We start from the raw sequence: 24,362 nt of genomic DNA, 5'->3' as shown, positions 1-24,362 counted from the left end.
GAGGAACCGTGAGTAAGAAGAAAACCACCACGACGCCCACGCCGCATGATGCCGCGTTCCGGTCGTTCCTGGCGAATCCCGACGTCGCCAGAGATTTTCTGGAACTGCATCTTCCGGCGGAGTACCGGCAGTTGTGCGACCTGTCCACGCTGAAGCTGGAACCCGCCACCTTTGTTGAGCCGGACCTGCATCAGTACGCCAGCGATATCCTCTGGAGCGTGAAAACCACCGGGGGTGAAGATGGTTATATTTATACGCTCATCGAGCACCAGAGCACAGAAAATCTGTACATGCCTTTTCGCATGTTACGTTACAGTGTGGCGGCGATGCAGAGACATCTGGAGCAGCACAAAACGTTGCCACTGGTCATTCCGGTGCTGTTCTATCACGGTGAGCGCAGCCCGTACCCGTACAGCATGAACTGGCTGGACTGTTTTGAGAATCCGGCACTTGCGGCTAAAATATACACAAAGCCGTTTCCGCTGGTTGATATCACTGTCGTTGATGACAATGAAATCATGAACCATCGCCGGATGGCCGCACTGACGCTGCTGATGAAGCATATCCGCCAGCGGGATATGCTGATGTGTCTGGACAACCTGGTCAGGGCACTGCAGGACATCCAGGATGAAGAGCAGATTACAGTTCTTTTCAACTATCTGCTTAATGGCAGCGAACATGTAACGGTTAAATTTTTGCAGACGCTGGCGCAGCGACTGCCGCAGCATGAGGACAGCATTATGACACTGGCAGAACGTCTTAAGCAGGAAGGTATCCAGCAAGGTATCCAGCAGGGTATCCAGCAGGGTATCCAGCAGGGAGTTCAGCAAGGGGCGCTTCAAAAAGCACGGGAAATCGCCCGGGAGCTCCGGAACGCGGGAATGCCGACAGCACAAATCTGTCAGCTGACCGGACTTTCTGAAGCTGAACTGAAGAACATCACTCACTGATGAGAACCAAAAGGCCCGGCAAAATGCCGGGCCTTTTGCCAGCAGGAGCAGACTAAACAGAATGACGATTGCAGAACGTCTTGAGCAAAAAGGTCGCCAGGAGGGCAGGATGGAAGGTGCGCTTGAAAAAGCCCTGGCTATTGCGTGCCAGCTTCAGAAAATGGGGATGACGCCGGAGCAGATTAAGCAGGCTACCGGGCTTTCCGATGACGAACTGAATAAAATAACTCACTGATGAGAGTATCACAGCCCGGCAAAATGCCGGGCTTTTTTGCCAGCAGGAGCAGAGAAAACAGTATGACGATTGCAGAACGTCTTGTTCAAAAAGGCGCTCTTGAAGTGGCGCGGGAAATAGCCTGCCGGCTTCGGGATATGGGCTGGCCGCCGGAACGGATTCAGGAGGCAACCGGACTTTCCGGTGAAGAACTGAAAAAACTGTTTCCTGATGAGCAGTAGCCTGGCATTCAGCCAGGCTGTGAATCACGCTCACACATCCTCTGCCGTTTCCCCCAGTTCATTTTCCAGTCGCCTGATGATATCTGCCTTACGCATCCCCTGCATGTGAGGCAGCAGGTCACGGACTGAAAGTGCCTGGGTGGTCCTCCAGACGGTGACGTCCACCTGTTCCGCATTTTCCCAGGCGTGCCATGTTCTCTGCGTCACGCCAAATTCTCTGGCCGCTTTTTCGCGTGACCAGAGCATGCTTTTTCGCCAGATTCGCAGTTCCCAGCCGGTCATAAAACACCTTTGAAAAAGTGAAAAAACTTCACTTTATTTTATCATCATAATCACCAAATCAACGCGAAAAATAAGCGTGAAAAAGTGAAGAAATTTCACTTTTTTTGGTTGTAGAAGTCGTGCTGTTTTCTCTGTTTTCACCTGTGCGGGAGTGGTGTACCAGTGACCACCACATGCCATTGCTGTGCCGTCGGTTTTCTCCGGTCGCGCCGCATCCGGCGCTCCCTGCACACTTGACGGTGTGTAAGGCCACTTCGCCTGATGGCGCAGCTGTCTCTGCCTGCCTGCCGCCGCACTGCGGCCTGTTCTCCGCAGACGGACTTTCCGGGGGACATACACGACCACATCCCGTTTCAGTCGTCCAGGGGAGAGATGTACCAGCCACAAAACTTTTTGCCGCAGGCGTCAAAAACTTTTGCGTCTGCCCCCGGACAACTGCCCCGTGACGTGGTGAGCGTCCCCCGTCGGAAAGGTCCACTGCGGGGAAATCCCCGAAGACCCGGACGGCAGAAGGAGCTTCGCTCCTCCGGGAAATGACCTGGCTGACCCGGCAGTCGTGACGATGAGGAGACAATGTGATGAATCAGACTTTACCCACTGCTGACCTGAATACTGCCGGCACGACAGATGTTATTCCGTCTGTGGCTATCGATCGCATCATCGCGCAGCGTAACGAAGGTATTGCACTGTTTATGCAGGCGATGGAATGCCTGGCGACAGCGCGCAGGATTCTGCTCGATGCGTCAGGTGATATTTTTCTTTACGGGTTTGAAGACTGCGTGACTGATTCCGTTCGTCGCATAGATAAACCGGAAGAAGCGAAAAGGAATATCACCCGTCTTGCCGACCGGAAAATCTGGGACCGCCTGATGACAGATACGGGCATGTACACCTTCATGAGTTCATGCCAGCGTGATGAGTGGAACAGCCAGCTGATGAGCGACACCTGTCCTGAAATCACCCTGGACAATGTACTGGCAACATTCCGCCATCTGAATGCCAGCAAGATGCAGACATTTGAACAGGGACTGATTGATGTCTACCGGAAATTGTCATGGGATTACAGAACCAATAATCCCTGCCGTCTGGGCAAGAGAATCATTATTGAAAACCTGCTGTACCGCTGGAGTAACGGGCGTGTGACGCTGGACTGCAGCGGGCGGGAGGCACTGGATGACCTGGTACGTCCTTTTTATCTGCTGGAGGGGCGCAACGTTCCTGACTTCCGGAGCAGCATCGGGGCGCAGTATGGTGAATTTCTCGGGAACGGTGACAATGTCGGTAAGCTGTTAGAAGGGGAATATTTTACGGTGCGTGGCTACCAGAAAGGGACCGTACACATTGTCTTTAAGCGTTCTGACCTTGTTGAAAAACTGAATGATATTATTGCACGGCATTATCCTGGTGCATTGCCGCCACGAGTCTGATTAAACAGAAAAGCCCTGGTATTTATGCCGGGGCTTTTTTTTCTGTAACCATCATAATCTCAGAACACAATGTGACATTGTCACATCAATTGTTGTTCATATCGATGCCATCTTTCCTGCCTGAATCTGTCTTTTTAGGTGCTGTTTTAGAGGAAGAACGGCGGGATGGTTTTTTCGATTCTGCTTCCCGAATAATGTCACGAAGTGCCTTCTCTCCTACTTCATACCCTGCATTTTTGAGCGTGTCACGAACATCTGCCAGTGTATAACCCTTTGTCCTTACCAGGACAATAATGTCATCACGAATGGCATCAAGAAAATCACGCAATGTTTTCCGTTGAGCGGTGAGGTCCGGCAATTCCGATAAAGCAGCTTTTGCCAGCTGGATGTCATCATCTGAGTAAAATTTTTTAGAAGCCATTGGCACTTTCTCTCCGTTTCATGTTGAAGTCTGATTTTATCATCAAAAACTGACTCCTGGCAGGGCTGCGCCCTGCCTCTGCCGTCTGCATAAGACTATGATGCACAAAAATAACAGGCTATAATGGCCTGAAAAACGGGACAGGATGTGTAATTGTAATACCGTCACACGCGACGCTATTACAATTACCATCTGGTCAGGGCTTCGCCCCGACACCCCGTAAGGAGCCTGAAGTGAGTGATAGTGCGGTAAGAAAGAAAAGTGAGGTACGGCAAAAGACAGTTGTCAGGACACTCAGATTCTCTCCTGTTGAGGATGAAACCATCAGGAAAAAAGCTGAAGATTCCGGACTTACTGTATCTGCTTACATCCGAAATGCAGCACTGAATAAGCGAATTAACTCCCGTACAGATGATGCTTTTCTGAAGGAGTTAATGAGACTGGGAAGGATGCAGAAGCATCTGTTTGTTCAGGGAAAAAGAACCGGTGACAAGGAATACGCAGAAGTGCTTGTTGCCATAACCGAACTTACAAATACATTGCGTAAACAGTTAATGGAAGGTTGAGGATTCTCCGGTGAATGCAGTCATTCCGAAAAAGAGAAGGGACGGCAAGTCTTCGTTCGAAGACCTGGTGTCCTACGTCTCGGTCCGGGATGACATGACCGATGAGGAACTGAATTTATCTTCTTCTTCGCAGGCTGAACAACCGCACCGGAGCCGTTTCAGTCGTCTTGTTGATTATGCGACACGCCTTCGAAATGAGTCATTCGTGGCACTGGTTGATGTCATGAAGGACGGCTGCGAATGGGTTAACTTTTACGGTGTGACCTGTTTTCACAACTGTACATCGCTTGAAACTGCTGCTGCAGATATGGAGTACATTGCACAGCAGGCACACTATGCGAAAGATAATACTGATCCTGTTTTTCACTACATTCTTTCCTGGCAGGCCCATGAAAGCCCGCGTCCGGAACAGATTTATGACAGTGTACGCCATACCCTGAAATCCCTCGGGCTGGGTGAACATCAGTATGTTTCTGCCGTACATACCGATACTGATAACCTGCATGTTCACGTTGCGGTCAACCGGGTACATCCGGTTACAGGTTATCTCAATTGCCTTTCATGGAGTCAGGAAAAACTCAGCCGTGCCTGCCGTGAGCTTGAACTGAAGCATGGTTTTGCCCCGGATAACGGTTGCTGGGTCCATGCGCCGGGAAATCGTATCGTTCGCAAAACTGCCGTTGAACGTGATCGCCAGAACGCTTGGACACGCGGAAAAAAACAAACTTTTCGCGAGTATGTCGCGCAGACAGCGGTCGCTGGTTTACGCAGTGAACCTGTAAATGACTGGTTATCCCTGCATCGTCGTCTTGCGGAAGATGGTCTGTACCTGTCTCAGATGGACGGAAAATTTCTGGTGATGGATGGCTGGGATCGCAACAGGGAAGGTGTACAGCTTGACTCGTTTGGACCCTCCTGGTGTGCAGAAAAACTCATGAAAAAAATGGGTGACTACACGCCAGTGCCAAAAGACATTTTCAGCCAGGTGGAAGCACCAGGACGCTATAATCCGGACTTCATTGCAGCTGATGTTCGCCCGGAAAAAATCGCTGAAACAGAAAGTCTGCAGCAGTATGCCTGTCGTCATCTTGGAGAACGTCTGCCGGAAATGGCACGGGAAGGACGGCTGGAAAACTGCCAGGCTATTCACCGCACACTGGCTGAAGCGGGATTATGGATGCGTGTTCAGCATGGTCACCTGGTTATCTGTGACGGTTATGATCATAACCAGACTCCCGTTCGTGCTGACAGCGTATGGTCACTGCTGACGCTCGACAATGTGAATCAACTCGATGGTGGCTGGCAGCCTGTACCAACAGATATTTTCCGCCAGGTTACGCCAACAGAACGCTTCCGTGGTCGTCGTATGGAGAGCTGTCCTGCGACCGATAAAGAATGGCACCGTATGCGTACAGGTACGGGGCCGCAGGGGGCTATCAAACGCGAACTGTTTTCTGACAAAGAAAGTCTGTGGGGATACAGCATCAGCCATTGTAGCCCTCAGATTGAAGAAATGATCACACAGGGTGAGTTTACCTGGCAGCGTTGTCATGAGCTGTTTGCACAACAGGGACTGATGCTACAGAAACAACATCACGGGCTTGTTGTCGTTGATGCCTTTAATCATGAGCAAACGCCGGTGAAGGCCAGCAGCATTCATCCTGATCTGACACTGGGGCGTGCAGAGCCACAGGCCGGACCTTTTGTGAGTGCCCCAGCAGATTTGTTTGACAGGGTGCAACCTGAAAGTCGCTATAACCCGGAGCTGGCTGTCAGTGACAGGTACGGGGTCAGCAGTAAACGTGACCCAATGCTGCGCCGGCAGCGACGTGAAGCCAGAGCTGAGGCCCGTGCTGACCTGCGTGCCCGCTATCTGGCATGGCGTGAACAATGGCGTAAACCAGATCTGCGTTATGGGGAACGTTGTCGGGAAATTCATCAGGCATGCCGTCTGCGGAAGTCACACATTCGTGCGCAGTACGATGATCCGGCATTACGTAAGCTGCATTATCACATTGCAGAAGTTCAGCGAATGCAGGCATTGATCAGGCTGAAAGAAGACATCAGGGATGAGCGGCAGAAACTTATTGCTGACGGGAAGTGGTATCCACCCTCTTACCGTCAGTGGGTCGAAATTCAGGCTGCTCAGGGAGACAGGGCTGCTGTATCGCAGCTGAGAGGCTGGGATTATCGCGATCGCCGTAAAGATAAGTCACGCACAACGACAACAGACCGCTGTGTCGTGCTTTGTGAACCGGGCGGAACGCCGGTATACGGTAATACCGGTGATCTCGAGGCCCGTTTGCAGAAGAACGGGAGTGTTCGTTTCCGTGACCGTCGGACGGGAGAGTTTGTCTGTACGGATTATGGTGACAGGGTTGTTTTCCGTAATCACCATGACCGCAATGCGCTGGCAGATAAACTGGATTTGATTGCACCGGTATTATTCGGGCGTGATCCACGCATGGGTTTTGAACCAGAAGGAAACGACAAACAATTTAACCAGGTCTTTGCTGAAATGGTTGCCTGGCATAATGTGACAGGCCGTACCGGTCACGAAGACTACAGGATTACGCGACCGGACGTGGATCATCACCGTGAAGGAAGTGAACGCTACTACCGCGATTATATCGCGGCGAACAGCAACGATGACGCATCACTGCCTCCGCCGGAGCAGGATAAACGCTGGGAACCGCCTTCTCCAGGTTAAAAAAAAGGCCGCGCCAGAATCCGGCGCGGCCACTGTTCAGTACATTCCGTCCCAGTCCGGACGGTTGGTTTTTTTATGATGAAACCCGTTTACAGGACGCCCTGTCAGGTGGTTATTGTCCTGTGGAAGCGTTAACAGGTTTATACCTGCTCTTTCTGCTCTCACTGATATCTGATTTTCCTCTTTTGTTTCAGGTAGTTCTGGTCTGTTCAGCGTGATATAGCGAATTCGTCGCTCTTCCCGTGTGGTCGTTTTAAGCGTATTCACCGCTGTTTCCCACAAGGCACGTTCACGTGCGTTGATATCTGTGTCGTACTCTTCCAGCATTGCCATAGCCGCCTGACGTCCTGCAATGCGTTGCTGGAATGTATCCACGATCGTGTGCGGCTCTGTGCGAATTTTTCGTCTTTTTCTGGAGGGTTTTGCAGTCAGGACGCCAATGATGGCACTGACATTTTCCGGTGACGGTATTCGACGTTGAGTAGTACGGGGAACAAGACGGCGGAGACGGTCCAGGCGTGGCGCATCCACGCTGATATACCTGTTTATAACAACGGGATCGCTGCTGCAGCTTTTCTCATCGTCAGGGATGAAGAATGATGCTGATGGTACGGTTTCTCCCCGGAAAATAGAAAAGAACTCGCCAGGATGAAGTTCAATCAACTCCTGAACATTTATCTTGCTTTCCATCAGGATGCTGATTTGTGGGCTGTCAATCCATGATTCACCAAATATGCCGTCCTGACGCTGCAGGTTGTTCATCCTCGCCCTGGCTTCTTCACCGGCGGCGCTTTTCAGCGTTCTGGCCGTACTACCCTCGCTGACAATCCTGCCGGCAAATTTTGTCCCCGTGTTCTGCATCAGTGTTGCAGTATTCGTGGCTGTTGTCTGTCCTTCTATACGTTCCTGGTCCTGTGCCATCAAAATCAGAGCAAAATCCAGTGAACGCACCTGAGTGGCTTCCACAGCAATACGGTCCGTATAGTATGCCCCCACTTCATCAAGGAAACACAGATAAGGGAAACGCCCCTTATATTTTTTGACTTCCAGTGCATCGGAATCAGTTCCTTCGAGGCGGTAGCCCAAATCACGGGCGAGAATCATACTTTTCTGGGTGATAAACATTCGTCCAAGAGCAGACGTTGTATGCGCTGATGTATCCAGAGCGGGGATCATTACCATCAGAATCCTGTCGCTGTGAATGCTGTCACGGATATCGATATCACCGGAATCTTCAGCAAAAATATCCCCGAATGCTTCCGTGAATGTGCTGAAAGTTTCAGAAAACTGCCCGGAGAGATAAGCATGTTGTTTTCTGGGTTCTTCCGTCCAGGCTGATGGTGTCCTGACCAGCGACAGGTCGAAACCGGGAACGTCCTGAAGGTAGTTACGTAACGGTGCGATAGCTTCTTCCGGCCACTGATCATCGAGGCCACGACAGTAAAGTTTGGCCATCCCTTCGAGAGTCATATGTTCACGGAGCATCTGCAGCGACATTGTTTTGCCTTCGCGCACACACCAGAATTTAGTACCAAATACCAGTGCCTTATTCATGGCAATGGCCCGGGACTGCCACTCGCCCCCCTGGACGTTCTGGGGCAGCATTGACTGCATTGTCTCCGCTGTGAATGCCTCAGTGCTGTAACAGAAGGGATTCCAGGTATTTGACTGAGGACGCGTTTTTTCACCACTCAGAATGATTTCACTGCGGGATTTTCCTCCGTTCATGAAGTTAATGACTTCCACATCGTCTTCACGTCCAAAGCGTCTGGCCAGATACCAGATCGTTCTTGCCGTATCATTCTGTGCCTTGCCATCGACAAGGGTGAATCCTCTTGCCCAGCAAAGTGGGTTAATCGCCCAGGCAAAGATGGTTTCCGTTTTACCGCCACCGGTGGTGGCGAAAAACATTATATGGCGGGTCAGATCGTCCATACTCAGCCATAACTCCCTGCCAATATCCCTGACGCGTTGATAACCAACATAGAATATGCCGCTGGCCGGTGATTCCAGAATGACCTCATACTGGAACAGGGTTGGCCAGAAGCTGAAAAGACTTCTTTTAATCATTCTGTCCTGTGACGGGTCAGCACATTCCAGCGTCATGGGCATACGAAGAGGGCAGCGCCATCGCTGCAGACTAAATACCAGCATTGTTATCAGTGTGAACAACAGACATGCCGGTAATGCAAGTGGCCAGATAAAACTGGCCACAAGACTTGCCACCAGGCAAAAGCCATAGATATTGAGACTCTGGAGTGCATTCCAGACAGGATTTCCCCAGGCTGTACGGTGTAAAAGCTCGGGGTTAACGCGATGTTCACTCATGGCCAGACTCGCTGTCGGTGGTTTTCAGGAATAAATTAAGCGTGCCAGTTTCCTGCAGAATTCCTGTAGGCAGATGCCAGCCGGTGTCGGACAGCACCCATGGGGTACCGGCAAATCCGAACTTACGGAAGGCGACATTGTTAACATCAATCGCAGCTCTGGCTGCTTTCAGGCATGTTTCATCTGCAGGCGTTGTTTCTTCTGATGGCGTCATCATTCCGTTATCTGCGGAATACAGTCGGTGCCAGCCGGCAGCACGTTTCTGAGCATCTTTTTCACACAGCAGTGGTGCCACACGGTCGGTGGATTCCTCTCCACCAATAACTGAAACCGGGTAGATAACGACATTGAAGTCGCTGGCCAGGCGTTTTAAGGCCGGCTCCAGAAGTCTGCAGTTAGGACAGGCAGGATCGAGAAATGCGAACAGGGTTCGTTCATGACCGGATGACAGGTTGATGGTAAACATGCCCCGATCGGCGTTCCGCTTCAGAACAGTAGCCAGATTATGTCGCGCAGCTGCGGCTTCCGGATTTTTGCTTGTGATTGTTTTCTCCGGGACCTGGACGTCTTTTTTCGGGGGAACCGGGAGTTGAATGCCTTCATTTAATGGCACAGTGTGATTCAGGTGAGGGGGTAGCAGTCGTGGCTCACCTGCTGTCTGTACTGCTTCAGGCGTTGTATCATCCCAGAATACACGATCAACATAGCGGAACAGAGAGAAGCCAATCGTTGCCATTACGAACAGCACAACGCTGGCGATTATGCCACGGAACAAAGGTGTTCTGCTGAAGCGGCGTTCCATCAGATATTCAAGGCGCAGGCAGGAATCAATAGCTGTAAGTATCTGGTCAGCGTTATGCTCCTCTTTATCAATCAGGACGGTTTCTCTGTTACGGGTGCCCATGGCGTCAAAGGCTATATGAATCAGTTGATTATTTCGTGTTACCAGCCCTGACAGGGCATCCCGTGGAAGGACAGCAATAATTTCTGTCCTGCCATCCGGCCAGATTGCCTGCACGGAAATATGTTTTGCAATGCGTGTTGCAAAGTACTCGATTGTCATTTTCAGTTCTCCGGATAATCAGAATTCGTTGTCTGTAGCAGGTGTGCGGGGCAGGATGTCGTCGGTGAGGGACCAGTTGGTCAGGATGCGGCGTTTCCGGTCGCGATCTGGTTGTGGTTCATCCCAGATAAGACCGAGACTGAGCATATCCCGCCGTAAGCCTTCCACCGCTTCATCAACACAGGGTTCAGGGCAGGGAAGACCAAAACGCATGGCTTCGGCCTCTGCACGTGCAACGGCCACCACGCCAGCGCCTTCAATAAATCCTTTCGTGGTATTGGCGCGGTGTAATGCATAAAACAGCGTTCTGTCCACGCCTTTCAGCCAAATCCAGTTGGGTGGCGTAAGCCGCAGGTCATGTGCATACAGCCAGACCAGCCCACTGCGGACGTAGCGATGTTGTTTCAGCCATTGCTGTGCTCCGTTGCTTTTAATCACTCTCTGGAAAGCTGATTTGGCCAGTGAATAAACAGGGGTACAGAATTTCCCGCTGTCCCGTTTGCTTTTAATTCTGCATGAGAGGTTCAGTGTATCCATGAGCTTTAATGCTGCCTTCCGATCATCCAGGAAATACTGAAGGCCAAATATGGCAAAGAGCGCTTTTTCATGTGGTGCCATGTCTTTCCAGGACGTTAAAGGTTTACCCAACTGGGCCATGAAACATCGTCTTGCAGCTGCAACATCGAGCTGCATATTGGTGATGAGAGTATGCTGTTCGACAAATGCTTCCGGGGTGAGAGCAACCCGCCGTTCAGGTCGTTTACCACCATGAAAGAGTTTTTTCGGATCACCATCTGCCAGTACAGGGGCGATAGCAGGGGATAACGAAGCAAAGATGTGTGGCAGTCGGGTAATATCTACTGGTCTGCGGGTGAAACGGCTTTGTCCCGGATGTTGATACCATTCCCACAAACACCAGAGTGTCACAGGTAAGAGGTACATCCACAGAATACCTATGGTCTGTTCCATGACGTTAACCCACTGGCTATAGCTTATGTTGGCGGCGTTGTTACCGGTCATGGCAAGCAGGTTGTATCGTGGTGCTGCATAGTTATGAAATGGTCCCCAGTCGACCAGTCCCCATAAGGTATGAAGAATCAGGCAGCTGGTGTAAACCACTTCCGGCAAGAATAACCATATGACGAATAGCAGCAGGATAAGAAGGACACCAACAGCGCCCCATATCTGCATAGGATCTTCTGCGACAGGCTGTCGATTGTAAGACATGACAAAGTCTCCATTTCTGGAATTTAAATCGAACGGAAAGATTAAAAATTGTTTTTGGGTCAGGCTGGTAACACATCAACAAAAAATATTTTAATGTGTCACCAATGTGGGGGTATATATTTTTTATAAGCCCTTAGTAATTCTTCTATTAACTCACCAAGGGCTTTGCAGTATGCGTGTACGATGTTGTTTTAGCTAGATAATCTTTAATTGGTGTTTAACCAATTAGTGGCATATCTAACTCACTGTTTGGCTTTAATCTGTTATTTTTTTGAAGTTCTTTATGAAGGCTATCAATAAGAGGTTTGTCACCATCCCAGAAGTAGGACTCATTATTCCTCGATTGAGCTATCATGTCTTCATGCCATATGTCTTCCCACCAGGTACTTGTCTCACCTGCACTACATATAGTTATGGGGTGCTTTTCTCCGCTCTTATAACAGGAATCCAGTACATATTGGCTAATGTTATAGCTTTTCACTAACAGATTGCTATTTATATATTTTAAATAAAGGGATTGTAAAATTACAAGGAAATCGACCAGGTCGTGGAATCCGCCCTGTCCTATTTTTTCTTTGTCTGATAAGTAAAGGTTTGTTGAGAAAAAATCTGTAGTTATGCTGTTTTCAAATTCTCTCAGTATTAGTATATTGCCAGATTCATTTACCCTGAAAATATGAATAGATGAGACTTTACGACCTTTGTTGTCAGGCTCTAAAAGTGCATCGATATCTTTTTCTCCGCCACGATTCCAGTTTATCCTTCCTTTAGAACTCTTTGGATAAGGTACATTTTCGCCAAACTTTAACCAATCTGGAGAGCATCCAAAGATATCGCTTAATTCGTCAAGCTCTGTAAAGCTAGGAACAGCATTTCCGGTGAACCAATTTTCGGATTCTATGGCGTCATGATGGCCTAATTGTTCTGCAATTCTTGCGGGAACAAGATTAATGGCTGTTATGACCTCATTAGCTTCTGATAACGCTTGATTAAGACGCGCGGTTATTTCTCTTTGATAGCGTTCACCACCAGTTAATTGTTTTTCATTATCTACGGAGCAACTAAGGATATATCTGGCCTGTGCTTCCAGGGAGCGTTCAGAATGCAGAGCTGTCTTTTCCAGAGCCTCATATATTGCATCAGGTATTAATCGAATCAATAGTTTCTTCATATATATTATCCTATCAACATACCGTGATCTCATATTGATTTCTCAAAGAGGTCTTTTCAAGATCTTAGATGTAACAATATGTTTCTATTGGGCTGTTTGAGTTATTTCAGATATGGAGAAGATAATTGTAAGCATGAATAGCTACTGGTTTTGCTCAGTGGAACACTGGCTCTCTTTGTTAACTAAACCATATACAGCAGAAAGCCCCTGGAGATTTTTTTATCAATCAACCAAGGGCTCTACTGTAATGCCTAGACAACATTATAGTAGCCCGATAACCGCCGTAAGGCAATGGAGGGGCTATGATGCCACAGCGAACGTTTTTAATGATGTTAATCGTCATCTGTGTGACGATTCTGTGTTTTGTCTGGATGGTGAGGGATTCGCTTTGCGGACTCCGGCTCCAGCAGGGAAACACAGTGCTTGTGGCAACGTTAGCCTACGAAGTTAAACGTTAACGGGCAACACGGCGGCAGGTTTTCTGCCGCCGCTTTGTTGCGAAGGCTGACCTCATTGCGCCCTTTCTTCTTCAATGAAGCGTATCCGGTATTGTTTCATTTTCCCTGAAGCCGATTAGCTCCAGCCGAATGCCTTTGCCATCGGGGGCCACGTTCTGCATTTCGCAGATACCACGTCGGGTCATGAGTGTGAAGGCTGTCATTGCCAGCATGGCTAACGCATTTTCCTCGCTTCCGCTGCGTTTCTCGAGAGCATCTGCAATTTCTTCTATGCTCCCCACCTGAAAGCAAGAGTCGAATTCTTTACTCCACTTTTCTGACATCGGATTTTCTCTCTGTATTTATGGGTAGTTATCGAACTGAATGTGCCAGTTTTTTCAGGAGACGGCAAAGTTGAGATGGTTGGTTCTGATTCAGAGCATGAGTTTCCCCGGTGTGACGGGCATGTTGGGCGGATTTTGAGAAACAACAGATGTAAAAAAACCGACTGGTGAGGTCGGTTTTTTTACTGTTCCGTTACAGAGTGGGTGGCCCTGACCGGAGGAAATCTCTTTTCAACTAACGTTCTTATAATAGCGAGCTGTTCATTTGATAGCAACCATCCTTATAATCCGCAGGTTAGCTCTGTCTGGCGACACTTCTGCCGTGATATCCATCGGGACTATGGATGCAAGATTTTAAGTCCTGGCTGAACAAACAGGTGGTGCTGTGTTCAGTGCTCTGGCAGGAGGAAGTCTCTTTTCAACTAACACTGAAAGTGCCGTTGTGACAGGCAATGTAAGAGTAAGCAACGGTGATTTCCTCCAGTGATGGAGAAGCGGATGATTAATCTGTTAATCATCGTTCTCAGGGCAGTAGTTGCCGTTGCAAACGCGCTGATTGCTGTTCTGGAACTGATCCGGGAACTTGTCGACTGATAAGCCTGGAAACGTAACTAAGGGCAGGGAGTTACCGCTTCCTGCCCTTTAACAAAAAGAGATCTCACGTTAAAAATTTGTACCCTTCTTTAACTTCCAGTGCCTGCTCCTTTGACTCAAACATCAGTCTTGTTTTCCCGGGAACACCCCATGAAATGTATTCAACATCTATCCACCATTTTCCATATTCTTCATATGGACCGGATATTACTTTTTTGACAAAGGCGTCTACCAGATTCATTGTTTTTTCCTTTTTGTGTTGAAAATAATTAATGCCAGAACACAGCGAAAATAATGAATGCGCTGGCTGTGATAATTGCGATTTTCTCCCATATGATATTTTTCTCATGGGGGATTCTACGGAGATTATTTCTTCGCATTGAGATACCGGTATTCATTTTTTATCAGTTTATGGGGTTAAATGGTCACGGACATCATGCGGACGGTTCCCTGTCACATGCCATCTGGTTTTTTCATTCAAATTGAGAGATATTACTAAGTTGAGTCGCTTGCGATAGTGGACTCCTGTTTGTAAGTGAGTGCCATTGTTTATTTCATGAAGAGGATTGATTATGAGCATGCCTCCTGCGATAGCTAATACTTTCTTGTTTGAAATGATGAAGAGTAAATCAAAAGACATTACGCTTGCTGCGATCTATGCATTAGGTGAAGGTCGATGCCAGGCGGATAACATCATTCGTGAATTAGAGAGATTGAGTCAAAGTGATGATATGGAAATAAAAATTGCTGCGATTAAAGCACTTGGTCGAATTTATCGGTAACGGCATAAGTTATCTGTTGTAATGAACAAAAGCCGGCTCATTTGAACCGGCTGTTATGGGGGGAGCTTATCTTAAAAAACTTCGGCTACAGGCACGCCTGCAATCTGCTCCCACTCCTTACGCTTTTCCTGAATCAGACGAGGAAAGTCGACAGGGTAATCATATCCTCGACTTGCCATAGCGTGCATGGTGTTTGATGCGGTTTCTGGATGAGTACACCATGATGGAATAGGAACCATTGGCAGATTGATGTATTTCGTATGAATTTCCAGTGTTTTGTCGTCTGTTACAGTACGAGTGAAATTATGAATGTCAAAACCGATAACATCCATAATGTTGCCTGGATAAATACGGACATACAACATTGTGCCATTTTTAAGGTCAATACCGAAATAAGCTCCCTGAGTTAAAGATAATCCTTCATACCCCTTCTCTGGAGAGTAGAAGCCTGACTCTTTTATTGTTTGTACAACTTTTCTTATTTTTTCTCTCCTTGTTTTTGCACGTGAGTACATCCATATGCCTGGCGCAAGTAATAAGAACCAACTACCAAAAGTGACAACATAATCTTCGACCTTATTTCCGAAATAACGATCAGAACATAGCATTTCGGTAAAGCCTAATGCGCAGAACAGAAAAAAAGGGATTCCAAGAAAGAAATAAGCTTTTCTTAATACATAATAAAATAGCCACCAGGTTGGAAATCTGTCTGTTGTTTCTCTTTTAGCTTTCATATAATGCCTCCCCTCGTACTATCTATTATTTTAATGCCGATGGGGAGGTTGTGCAATATTTATATTGATATTATCCTTTTATTCCGTCCTTGTCGTCACTTCCTTTTGTATTATCTTTAAGACGATCTGTTTTCATTCCAGGAGTATGTCGGATATTGCGACTTCCTCCAATAAATATTTCTTTAACAGAATTTGCCATGCTGCCAAGCGTGTTGGCTCCATCACGTCCCCCTAGGAAGTTAATAACATGATCAGGTAGGTAGGCCTGAAGGGCAAATATGGCAGCTACAGTGGTTGTACAAATTCTGGCGTATATCAGCAAGAAACCAGCAAGACTGAAAATACCGGTCAGCGAATTGAACTGTACGTTAACCAGGGCAGCGCCAAATAATGCATTCAGTATTGTGCCTACGGCGATGATGGCTACAGAAGCAAAGAAAAAACCAAAGACCATGATGGGCGGCCTTATCATACTATCAATTAAGTATATATAACCGTAGGCTGCCCGACTTCCTCTGTCTTCTGATGTCCCGAGATGTGTTGCAGCCCACAGCGGCCCGGCGGTACATCCTATTAATACGCTGACTATCCAGTTCCCGATGCCTGTCATCCAGAAAATAAACGGAATGAATGGCAGGTAAATTGATAAGGAAAATCCAGCACAGAACATCAGGAACAAAAGAAAATAAACAGGTGGTGCAAGTGCTTCAAACAGCGCGGTAAGCATCGAAGCGGCACCTGTTAGTGAGTTAAAGAATTTTACAAGAATTGAATCTTTGCCACCGGCAACGACAACTCTGGCCGTTGTATATATAGTCCAGATTCCTTCTGCACTTACCATTGTTATATCTCCGATATTTTTCATTTTTATCAGAGGATTAATTTGAGCACTGGTTGTGCCTGTGCCACTTGTTTCCGTTGCAATCCTGTTAGTGAGACTAACAAGGGGGCCCATAATTTCAGACAAGGCAGATTTCGGATCTTGTGCATTTGCCATGCGTTGTTCACTGGATGATACTACTGTGCCCAGCGGTGGCGTATAGGAGGAATTCTGCAGTTGCGTCCTATAGGCACTCATGACCGCACTGAATAAGTCAGTATCACCAACTTCTCCCAGTGATGACATTGAAGTTACAGCTGGAGCTCTGTCAGCCAGCTCTGCCAGACGCTGGTTAGCAGTGGCAAAGGTCTGATACCATGCGCCAAGCGTTACCCACCCGTAGGTTGTGAGATAAGATTTAAGAGCCTCTTTTCTGGATTGCTCTCCGTTATCAGTGGGTAGCGATTTTTGCACAGCACGTTCGTATTCGTCGGCTGCTTTCTGAATTCGTGTCTCGATATCCGGCAGTGTTCCGTTGCCAGAATTTCTTTTTTCCAGAAATGTTGTCACAAACTCACTGGCAGCGTTGTCCATGTCGCTAATCATATTATCCATGGCTGCACGTTGTGCTGAGATAACACCGCTATACTCGTTTTTACTGAAGGGATTAAAGAATTTTCCAATCGTCGATTGATCTGTTGTTCCGTTTCCTTCTACTGACAGGCTGGCTGTACCACAGATACCGCTGCCATTGGATACCGTGACAGTGTAATTACCACTGGCAGTTTTAGCTGATTCTGTCATCAGTGAAGTCGAGGATTTGGCCGTCTGATTAAAATCATTTAGTCCTGCGTTAACCGCATACTTACACAGTTCCATTTCAAAAATGCCACGCGCTGCTGTTCGTGTGGATGCCTGAACTGGCTGTACAGTCATTGAATAACCATTTGCGATATTATCAGCGGCAACTTGCACCATCACATTGGCGGACCCAACCCCCATTATCGATGCGCCCCATAACATAATGAGCTGAGCGAGACTCCAGCCATTTCCGGTAGGAACGATCATCAGAAAACCTGCGACGAAACTCAGTATGCCGACAATATCGCGCCCGACGCTGAATACCTGTCCCTGATGCCCCGAACGCACAACATGGCGGATACTAATGAAGATACACCAGACGATAGCAAGTACGGCAATGATATTGTTGAACACCCAGAACATGCTTCCGATCAGGGTAGGGTCGCTGGTTGACAGTGGATTGGTAACCACATCACCGAATATCGTGACCAGCGCCTGACGGGACAGATCGTCAGGATTGGTGGCGGCAGACACAATATCCTGATAGGTCACTGAAGCCATTGCCGGCAGTGAGGATATAGCAAGGCCTGCACAGAGTGCGCGAAGTAAAATTTTCACAGTAACTCCGGAATAGAATTGCGTATGGGCAAAGGCCACACAGGATTTAATTAAGGGGGATGGCGACATGCCAGTGGTACTGGCATCCGGACGTGATCAGTATTGTTTACTGGTTACGGCAATTAATGTGGCATTGCGCCAGCCATTGCGGTCGTTCAGAAAATCACGAAAAGTCCCCTGCTCGGGTTCGCTGACTTTTCGTTCATGCAACTGCCAGAGGCGGTATGTAACTATCAGGGCTCTGGAAGCACAAAGAGCGACGCCTGACAGTATCAACACAAGAGTGCTGATGGCGCGTACCAGTGTCATCAAAGGTAATGAGGAGGCGGCAAAGAGCATACCGCTGAGGAATAAAGCGATGGCCAGCAGACTCCAGCAGCATAACCGCCATGCTGTTCTGCGCCGGCGGAAACGGCGATCCAGATCGTCTACTGACATATGGCTGGCCTGCAGAGCTTCTTCCCACGAGAGGCAGAGTTGCGCCTTTTTATTATTTACCTGACGAAATCTGTCCAGCCTGCTTTTTTGTTGCTTTAGCATATGCTGTACAGAATTCGTTATCAGGCGAGTCTCCATCAGCGGAACAAAAATGTTAATAATCCTCCGGGTGGCTATGCGGGTTATGGATGGTGATTTTTTGACGTTTTTCGTCTGGTCTGAATTTTCCGGTAACTTATTCATTTTTTCAGTCCTGTTCTGACGTCAGCTTTCAACGTGCGTTTGCCTGATTGATTGTTTTCTCAAGGCTACCGAGTTGTTTTTCATAATACTGGCGGGCAGTCAGAGCCAGTTGCTGGCCAGAGATAACATTACCCTGGCGGATCTGTTCTTTCAGATCGTTCAGCTGCCAGTTCATTTGCGCAGTGATTCTTACCAGTTCACGGAGCAGGTTATCCCCCTGCATTTCCTGTAAATCCACCAGGTATGCTGTGTTGGCGTAGCGCCGGCCAGCCTCAAAAGCTTCAAACTCACGGGTACTCATATATCCCCGTGCTTTTGCTTCTGGTGAAGCCACCTGGTCGAAGTAAGCGGCCGCTGAGTCTGACTGCAGTGTTTCAGCCAGTGCTTTACGTGTGCTTTCATTAGGCGTGCTGTCAGCAATCAACGTCAGTTGGGGATTCGACGCAGAATCAATGATGCCGTTGTATTCGTTCTGGAGTCCGACGTAGGTTCGCCCACTCTGGGTATTCACTTCTCCTTTACCCAGAGCACGACCGGCAGAGGGGCGGGAAGTGTTTTTCATGTAAGCCGTCGCTGCATCTATTTGCTTCTGATCCCATGTCAGTGCCGCAGGTGTGTCCGCTGTACCTGCGCCGTGGTAAATCGAGCGTACCTGACTGTCTCCACCTGGTATTTCGCCCACAGAAGGACAAACGGCGGTTCCTCCAAAACGTGCATATTCTGCTTCTGTACAGTAACTGGCGTGTATGGCCGCGCCATCATAAGCTTCCCGCACGGGAGAGTTTGCTGCGCTGGCCAGACGGTCGCGGATGCTACGGTTGCTCACACCGCCACCTTTACTGAGTTTTGAGGCTGCGGATGCTGAGGCACTTTTGCTTTCTGTTGCAATCCCTGATGCGGATTCACTGCAGATGGAGTCTGGCACGGTGAAGCTTTTCCGTGCCTCCTCGAGGCGCTGAGTTTCATTACTGAAAATCATCTGCTGACGTGTCGCCTGTCCGTTCTGGGCAATGACACTTGCCAGCTTTTCAGAGTTCTGATTGATAGCGGTACCCGTGGCTGTCTGGGTACTCAGTATGTCACTCAGCACACCTTTGATGGCCTCCATTCTGGGGACGACCTGCTGTTCAACGGGACGGCTGGCGACGACGGTGACTGAATAAGCATGAGCCTGGTATGCCGTTCCATTCAGGATAGCTATAAGGGCTGCGAGTAATGTTTTTCTTTGCATTTTATTGTCTCCTGCTCGGGGTGGAGCACAAGGTCAGGAAGGCTGTCGTATTTTCTGTCTTCAGGTAGTGGGGCCAGTGGGAAACACTGATATCGCCTGGTGATATAACCTTTCCTGTTCCGGTTATCGATGATGCTGAAAGAACGACGTCTGACGCGCCGTAAGGTGGAAGGGTCAGTATCCATTACAGGCCAGTCACCGGCACTCAGTGCCGGCGTTCCGGGAACGGATGGCCATAACCAGGTATCATCGGACATCAGCGAAGCCAGCGGTGAAGGGAGTATCCACTGGATGACATGCTGAACGTCGAATGGTGCTTCATCCGGGACAGAAACCTGCCATATTGCCGTTGTTATCAGCTCATCTGTGCTGGACGGCAACAACAGCCGCATGCCTGTAACCTTTCCCTGTGTTCTGGCATCCGAGGCGTATATCACTCTGGGATTGGGGGCCGGATGTAACCTGAAGACACGTGACGGCAGAGTGAATGAGAAACTGTCACCTTTTACCTCAAGTTTTTTAAGAAATACCTGCCCTCTGGCAGGTCTCCGGCAGCGTGGGGTGATATGAATTGTACACATCAGAGATTGTATCCCTGTTTTCGGATGAGCTCCGAGGCCAGTTCTTCAATAACATTGTCACTGTTATGTTGGCCCGCCCGGTGCTCAATTAATGACGTTGCAGAACCTCTGGGGAAGTTTTCGGCCAGAATCTTACGTGCCCGAACTGAACCTAACTTATTTGTCAGTGTTTTACGCAGGGCACTGTCTTTTGGCGATGAGTTCAGCGCCCATAGCTCCAGTGGACCGACGGTAAATTTGAGTATTCTCGCAAGCGTGCCACTTTTTACCCTGAATACTCCCAGAACAGGAACACCACTACCATCTGGTGCCGGGCCTTCCGGCATTTTCAGGAAGCGTTTCAGCATAAATTCAGGAACGTTGAAGTTATCCCTCAGTACGGGGATATCTTCGGGTTTGTAGCGCAGTAACCAGAGAGTATTTGCTGACTTAAGAACGCTTTCCGGGTAGTCCCTCAGATACTGCGTACTCAGAACCGTGCGGATAGCAAACTTGCGTTGCTCACGCTCCTGGGTATCCAGATTTTCCCAGATGAAGTCAATGCCCCGGGCGTTATGCAGTTCATCATAAACTTTTGTCTTAACCTCCTGATCAAGTTGGTTAATACGTTTAAGAGCGATTTCATGGTATTCCCGTGGAAGCTGCTTTAACACTTCATCCCTGTATTGTGGCAGGGTGAAGTCACCACCGGCGATCTGACCTGCAAGCAGGTACATGATGCCGGTTTTAAGCCTGCCTGCAGGCGTTTTGTCACCGGCAACATTATTCAGATCGACAGCGATGACCCGGGTTTCCGGGTTGATCATAAACCGGGTATACCCGGATATCATGGGGTAGTCGTTATGTCCCTGCTCGAGAGCGCGGCGGATGTAGTCCAGCAGAAGTTCGTTTGAACCATCACGCTGAACAGTACCGAAAACATCCCTGAGACTGGTATGGCCCAGCATCGAGGACACTTCGGGAAGCTGGGGCATTGCCTGATAATGTGCCCGCTGAGCCGCCATGATATACCCGGCATTGTGGAGCATATCCCGGACTTCGAACCAGGTTGATCTGGCCCACCAGGTTGCATCATGTTTTTCATACAGTCCCGAGTCCTGCAGTGCTGAATCCACCAGTTCTTCCGTTGAGGCGCGATAAAGTCGCGGATTATTTTCACCGTACTCTTTAAAAGCCAGCTCGATAAGCTGGTTGATAATTTGTCGGGTGTCTCCGGGGTTACAGGGTTGACCGGTACCGGTATCGACACAGAGAGCACACAGCACCGATGACATGAAATTCTTTTCCGGCGTAATAGGCTTTTTAGCGCCGTACATCACGTCAAAAAGGTTACGGGTGTATTCCGGATCATTGCTCAGAATAATACCGACAGCTTCGTCTTTTCTTTCCGGAGGAAGACTGTCGCGAATAAGCTGAACCAGTCCCTGAGCACTGTATCCCTTATCGATATAGGCAATGAAGGGCAGGTTTTTCTGAGCAGATGATATCTGTATTTCCGACAATGTATTAATCAGAACTGATTTACCCAGTCCCGGATCGCCTGGTGCGAGTTCTGTATGTTTATTTTGTTGGGATGACGCCAGACCAACCTCAATTGCGGAACCGTCTTCTGTATGTAACATAAGATTCCCTTTACCTCGCCAGACAGAGCCTGCCCTGTTAAGCGGGAAAAGCGAGATGGCATGTGACAACGGGGGATACAGGGGAACCGGGCCGGAGCCTCCGGATGCCGCGAGAATGGTATTCACCCAGGCGCGTCGGGGATCGCCAAATGTTGTCGTGGTGCCACATACGCCCCAGCCTTCAATGGCTGATTTCAGAATGGCCTGGTTTCGTGTGCATATTTCACGTGTTTTTCCCCACGTGGAGGCCATGATGGTCATTATGCAGACAGGTTCTTTTTCATCCGTTGCCGCCAGGGCCATAACGGATTCATACATTGGACGAACGGCAGAAATGAAGCTGCTGTAAGTCAGAAGCGTTTTCTTCAGATTAAGAGCCTTCATCCCGCCGGGCATCAGATCCATTCTGATGCGCCAGGGGACTGCGCGGGGGACGGCACGGACCAGTTCGTTAAACGTCTGCAGATTTTGCGGAGGTAAAGTAATCGATACCATTCCGTGCCAGAGTCCGCCCGCCTGAACCAGGTTGCCCTGTGTGGTCACCTGAGTGTTGAATAACTGCAAATGCAATGAAGGAGCATGTAGTACGGATTCATCGTCAGTCCAGCGATATCCCGCTGGCTGGGCATCTTCAGGCAGGTGGGGTTGCCAGTTACGTGGTGTGCTGTGCCGTTCTGTCTGACGACGTATTTCACGCCCGACCTCGTGTATATCCAGTAGCCGGAGAATCAGGCCATCAGATGAATGTCTCAGTGCCTGTTCCACATTATCAAGAAAAGCTTCGTGGCGGATTTTCAGTGCAGATAAGGTCCACTGCCAGGGGGACTGGGCAAAGCGTGCTTTCGGTACCCGTTCAGCCAGTTTTCTGACAAGCTCATCATGGGCGGTGCGATCGCTGTTGCTGATAAGGTCGGGTCCACTCCAGATCGCCAGCCAGCAACGCTCCCGGACCAGCCATGGGGACAGTGTTGTGACTTTCTCATCGACCACATCCTGTAACTGGATACCTGTATTAGCCAGTGAGCGCTTTTGTGGGGCGACCATGTCTTCGATTTCTTCTTTCCCCATGTCAGGATCACGCTCAAAAACGAAGCTGATTTTATGACCGCTGTTTTTATATGCCGTATTCAGGCTGTCACTCATGCTGGTGATCAGCGATTCCAGTGAACCCGGGCCAGTCTGGTCGGATGCTTCATCCATTTCCCTGAAAGCACCGCTGACTTCAAAGACAGAGAGATATTCTCCACGCTTTGTGGCTGCAATATAGGGCGAATTCAGCCATGGGCGACGTTCACGATCCTGTCTGTCCAGACCAATTACAGTACGTAAATCGCAATACTCAACAAAACTGCTTGCGACAGAGAAACGGGATAGCGTGTTCAGACAGTCTTCGATAGTGAAGATTAAACGGTTTATGTTCATAGGTGAGGGAACTCCGGACTTACAGGAGGGAGGTTTGTGCAGTTTGATTTTTTTAATGCCACCCCGCGCTGGAGTGGCATGAAGAAAAATCAATCAACGTATTCTTTTTTGATGAATGAATCTGGTGTCAGAATCAGGGCAATCCCGTTCATTTTTTCACGCAGGGGCGAACGACCGGAAGGTGGATAGCGACGAAAAACGTCAGCGAAATCGGCCGGGCGGAAACTGCGGAATTTATCCTCAACCGCCAGTCTGTTTTGCATCAGTGCAGAGAGCGCTTCCCGTCCCCGCCGGACCCGGAACTTATCATTACTGAAAACTTCCTGTAATGAACGACGGTTAAGGGCCACGACCGTGGATGGATGAAGGTCGGGTAGCCACACCATAACGCCCTGTGCTGCGGCATAACCATTCAGTGAATGCCAGGCGTGGCAGAAAGCACATAAGCTGTAAGGCGGGCCGTCTTCATGAAACAGTTCCTGCTCTTTCTCTGACAACGGCTCTGTACTGGTGATTTCAGCTTTCTGTACATGGCGGAGTGAAAGACGTCTGGCAGACAGACGGGCCTGCTCAAGCGCCCGTTCAGCGGCTTTTACTGCCGTGTTGTACTTTTCCTTTTCGCCGGTTGCGACTGGTTCACCACGCCTGATTAACTTAACCAGATGTTCTGTGGCCTTATTAAGACGAACTCGTGTGTCACTGATTGTGTCGGTAAGCTGTCTGAGTGGCCATGAGTCATCCAGTCTGAAACGGTGCCTGACGTTTTGCCGGCAGCAGATACATCGACCGGGCGTTGTTAATTCCGGTTCCGGTAACAGTGGCTCCTGTGTATGAACCACATCAATTTCTGGAAAGGGATACAACCACAAGTCTTTAATGCTGTGTTGCATGAGCAGGCTCCGTACTGGTGTAACGTTTCACGGCTTCCAGAATGATGTTTGCGATTTCATCGGAACAGCATTCTGCAAAAATGAATTCCTGATCGTCCCGACTGTCGTGGGCAATCACATTGCCGTTTTCTGTTCGTCGTAACGTTATGTGCTCCGGGCTCCAGGCAGACATATGTGCCTCCTTGTATTGCCGAACAGGAAGGG

General features: G+C 48.9%; 25 protein-coding genes and 1 pseudogene. 9 read left to right on the top strand and 17 right to left on the bottom strand.

All coding sequences use genetic code 11. The features are described from left to right. Positions 1–8 precede the first annotated feature (8 nt). The 3 genes and pseudogenes from ACH0WD_RS21210 (at position 9) to ACH0WD_RS21200 (ending at position 1,406) form a co-directional block, all read left to right on the top strand. Positions 9–950 carry an Rpn family recombination-promoting nuclease/putative transposase gene (locus tag ACH0WD_RS21210; protein ID WP_001749579.1) on the top strand — a complete coding sequence of 314 codons (942 nt, stop codon included), beginning with the start codon at positions 9–11 and terminating at the stop codon, positions 948–950. A gap of 61 nt (positions 951–1,011) precedes the next feature. Continuing rightward, positions 1,012–1,185 (top strand): annotated as a pseudogene (locus tag ACH0WD_RS21205) (transposase); the annotation flags it as partial. Further along, positions 1,185–1,406: a hypothetical protein gene (locus ACH0WD_RS21200; protein WP_164719281.1), complete on the top strand. Its 222-nt coding sequence runs from the start codon at positions 1,185–1,187 to the stop codon at positions 1,404–1,406. The pseudogene ACH0WD_RS21205 and the gene ACH0WD_RS21200, both read left to right, overlap by 1 nt. 30 nt (positions 1,407–1,436) lie before the next feature. On the opposite strand, the gene ACH0WD_RS21195 is transcribed toward ACH0WD_RS21200, so the two are convergent. Beyond that, on the bottom strand, positions 1,437–1,688 hold the full coding sequence (locus ACH0WD_RS21195; RefSeq protein ID WP_000148285.1) for a helix-turn-helix transcriptional regulator: 252 nt from the start codon (positions 1,686–1,688) through the stop codon (positions 1,437–1,439). Between the two features lie 33 nt (positions 1,689–1,721). Then, complete coding sequence (locus ACH0WD_RS21190; protein ID WP_001749578.1) at positions 1,722–1,919, bottom strand: hypothetical protein; 198 nt, start codon at positions 1,917–1,919, stop codon at positions 1,722–1,724. 347 nt (positions 1,920–2,266) lie between these two features. On the opposite strand from ACH0WD_RS21190, the gene ACH0WD_RS21185 reads away from it, so the two are divergent. Next, positions 2,267–3,115 carry a DUF4942 domain-containing protein gene (locus ACH0WD_RS21185; RefSeq protein WP_086531938.1) on the top strand — a complete coding sequence of 283 codons (849 nt, stop codon included), beginning with the start codon at positions 2,267–2,269 and terminating at the stop codon, positions 3,113–3,115. 85 nt (positions 3,116–3,200) lie between these two features. Here the strand turns inward: ACH0WD_RS21185 and ACH0WD_RS21180 are convergent, their stop codons facing one another. Then, complete coding sequence (locus ACH0WD_RS21180; RefSeq protein WP_000157095.1) at positions 3,201–3,536, bottom strand: molybdopterin-guanine dinucleotide biosynthesis protein MobC; 336 nt, start codon at positions 3,534–3,536, stop codon at positions 3,201–3,203. A 233-nt stretch (positions 3,537–3,769) separates the two neighbouring features. Here ACH0WD_RS21180 and nikA point away from each other — a divergent pair, with 233 nt between their 5' ends. Together nikA and nikB are read left to right on the top strand one after the other, a co-directional pair. Further along, positions 3,770–4,102, top strand: a complete 333-nt coding sequence (nikA, locus tag ACH0WD_RS21175) for an IncI1-type relaxosome accessory protein NikA (RefSeq protein WP_001283947.1) — start codon at positions 3,770–3,772, stop codon at positions 4,100–4,102. 10 nt (positions 4,103–4,112) lie between these two features. Further along, the gene (gene nikB, locus ACH0WD_RS21170) at positions 4,113–6,812 is read left to right on the top strand and encodes an IncI1-type relaxase NikB (RefSeq protein ID WP_053264317.1); all 2,700 of its coding nucleotides are present in this window, start codon (positions 4,113–4,115) and stop codon (positions 6,810–6,812) included. Positions 6,813–6,848: 36 nt separating this feature from the next. Here the strand turns inward: nikB and trbC are convergent, their stop codons facing one another. From trbC to ACH0WD_RS21150, 4 genes are all read right to left on the bottom strand, one after another. Further along, positions 6,849–9,140 (bottom strand): F-type conjugative transfer protein TrbC, encoded by a 2,292-nt coding sequence (gene trbC / locus ACH0WD_RS21165; protein WP_077268757.1) that lies wholly within the window; start codon positions 9,138–9,140, stop codon positions 6,849–6,851. Further along, positions 9,133–10,203: an IncI1-type conjugal transfer protein TrbB gene (gene trbB, locus ACH0WD_RS21160; protein WP_065523389.1), complete on the bottom strand. Its 1,071-nt coding sequence runs from the start codon at positions 10,201–10,203 to the stop codon at positions 9,133–9,135. The genes trbC and trbB overlap by 8 nt, the downstream gene beginning before the upstream one ends. A gap of 18 nt (positions 10,204–10,221) precedes the next feature. Next, a complete protein-coding gene (gene trbA, locus ACH0WD_RS21155; RefSeq protein WP_001383960.1) occupies positions 10,222–11,430 on the bottom strand; it encodes an IncI1-type conjugal transfer protein TrbA in 1,209 nt (402 codons plus the stop codon). A gap of 217 nt (positions 11,431–11,647) precedes the next feature. Then, the gene (locus tag ACH0WD_RS21150) at positions 11,648–12,634 is read right to left on the bottom strand and encodes a hypothetical protein (RefSeq protein WP_001257838.1); all 987 of its coding nucleotides are present in this window, start codon (positions 12,632–12,634) and stop codon (positions 11,648–11,650) included. A gap of 272 nt (positions 12,635–12,906) precedes the next feature. Here ACH0WD_RS21150 and ACH0WD_RS21145 point away from each other — a divergent pair, with 272 nt between their 5' ends. Next, the gene (locus tag ACH0WD_RS21145) at positions 12,907–13,059 is read left to right on the top strand and encodes a Hok/Gef family protein (RefSeq protein WP_001331364.1); all 153 of its coding nucleotides are present in this window, start codon (positions 12,907–12,909) and stop codon (positions 13,057–13,059) included. Positions 13,060–13,130: 71 nt separating this feature from the next. Here ACH0WD_RS21145 and ACH0WD_RS21140 read toward each other — a convergent pair whose 3' ends face one another. Next, positions 13,131–13,382 (bottom strand): hypothetical protein, encoded by a 252-nt coding sequence (locus ACH0WD_RS21140; protein WP_001291964.1) that lies wholly within the window; start codon positions 13,380–13,382, stop codon positions 13,131–13,133. Between the two features lie 498 nt (positions 13,383–13,880). On the opposite strand from ACH0WD_RS21140, the gene dqlB reads away from it, so the two are divergent. Further along, entirely contained in the window at positions 13,881–13,976 is a 96-nt protein-coding gene (gene dqlB / locus ACH0WD_RS21135) for a DinQ-like type I toxin DqlB (RefSeq protein ID WP_001303310.1), read from the top strand. A 64-nt stretch (positions 13,977–14,040) separates the two neighbouring features. Here dqlB and ACH0WD_RS21130 read toward each other — a convergent pair whose 3' ends face one another. Beyond that, positions 14,041–14,217 carry a hypothetical protein gene (locus ACH0WD_RS21130; protein WP_001054900.1) on the bottom strand — a complete coding sequence of 59 codons (177 nt, stop codon included), beginning with the start codon at positions 14,215–14,217 and terminating at the stop codon, positions 14,041–14,043. A gap of 331 nt (positions 14,218–14,548) precedes the next feature. On the opposite strand from ACH0WD_RS21130, the gene ACH0WD_RS21125 reads away from it, so the two are divergent. Continuing rightward, on the top strand, positions 14,549–14,758 hold the full coding sequence (locus tag ACH0WD_RS21125) for a HEAT repeat domain-containing protein (RefSeq protein ID WP_000062602.1): 210 nt from the start codon (positions 14,549–14,551) through the stop codon (positions 14,756–14,758). A gap of 71 nt (positions 14,759–14,829) precedes the next feature. On the opposite strand, the gene excA is transcribed toward ACH0WD_RS21125, so the two are convergent. The 8 genes from excA to traS all read right to left on the bottom strand — a co-directional run bounded on the left by excA (position 14,830) and on the right by traS (position 24,330). Beyond that, positions 14,830–15,492, bottom strand: coding sequence for a plasmid IncI1-type surface exclusion protein ExcA (excA, locus tag ACH0WD_RS21120; protein WP_060527638.1), 663 nt, complete (start codon positions 15,490–15,492; stop codon positions 14,830–14,832). A 70-nt stretch (positions 15,493–15,562) separates the two neighbouring features. After that, a complete protein-coding gene (locus ACH0WD_RS21115; protein ID WP_000698368.1) occupies positions 15,563–17,731 on the bottom strand; it encodes a DotA/TraY family protein in 2,169 nt (722 codons plus the stop codon). A gap of 96 nt (positions 17,732–17,827) precedes the next feature. Beyond that, positions 17,828–18,412: an IncI1-type conjugal transfer protein TraX gene (gene traX / locus ACH0WD_RS21110; protein ID WP_060527640.1), complete on the bottom strand. Its 585-nt coding sequence runs from the start codon at positions 18,410–18,412 to the stop codon at positions 17,828–17,830. 28 nt (positions 18,413–18,440) lie between these two features. Next, complete coding sequence (gene traW, locus ACH0WD_RS21105; RefSeq protein ID WP_001189156.1) at positions 18,441–19,643, bottom strand: IncI1-type conjugal transfer protein TraW; 1,203 nt, start codon at positions 19,641–19,643, stop codon at positions 18,441–18,443. Beyond that, complete coding sequence (gene traV / locus ACH0WD_RS21100) at positions 19,610–20,224, bottom strand: IncI1-type conjugal transfer protein TraV (RefSeq protein ID WP_000337399.1); 615 nt, start codon at positions 20,222–20,224, stop codon at positions 19,610–19,612. Before traV ends, traW begins: the two co-directional genes overlap by 34 nt. After that, on the bottom strand, positions 20,224–23,268 hold the full coding sequence (gene traU, locus ACH0WD_RS21095) for an IncI1-type conjugal transfer protein TraU (protein WP_071447696.1): 3,045 nt from the start codon (positions 23,266–23,268) through the stop codon (positions 20,224–20,226). Before traU ends, traV begins: the two co-directional genes overlap by 1 nt. Before the next feature lie 89 nt (positions 23,269–23,357). Next, entirely contained in the window at positions 23,358–24,158 is an 801-nt protein-coding gene (traT, locus tag ACH0WD_RS21090) for an IncI1-type conjugal transfer protein TraT (protein ID WP_060527642.1), read from the bottom strand. Beyond that, on the bottom strand, positions 24,142–24,330 hold the full coding sequence (gene traS / locus ACH0WD_RS21085; protein ID WP_001277255.1) for a putative conjugal transfer protein TraS: 189 nt from the start codon (positions 24,328–24,330) through the stop codon (positions 24,142–24,144). Before traS ends, traT begins: the two co-directional genes overlap by 17 nt. Positions 24,331–24,362 lie beyond the last annotated feature (32 nt).

The sequence above is a fragment of the Salmonella sp. 2020_1395 genome (assembly GCF_043848115.1).
Classification (GTDB): domain Bacteria; phylum Pseudomonadota; class Gammaproteobacteria; order Enterobacterales; family Enterobacteriaceae; genus Salmonella; species Salmonella enterica.
Note: the sequence above shows the minus strand (reverse complement) of the source record. Positions and strands in the feature narration are given on the sequence as shown.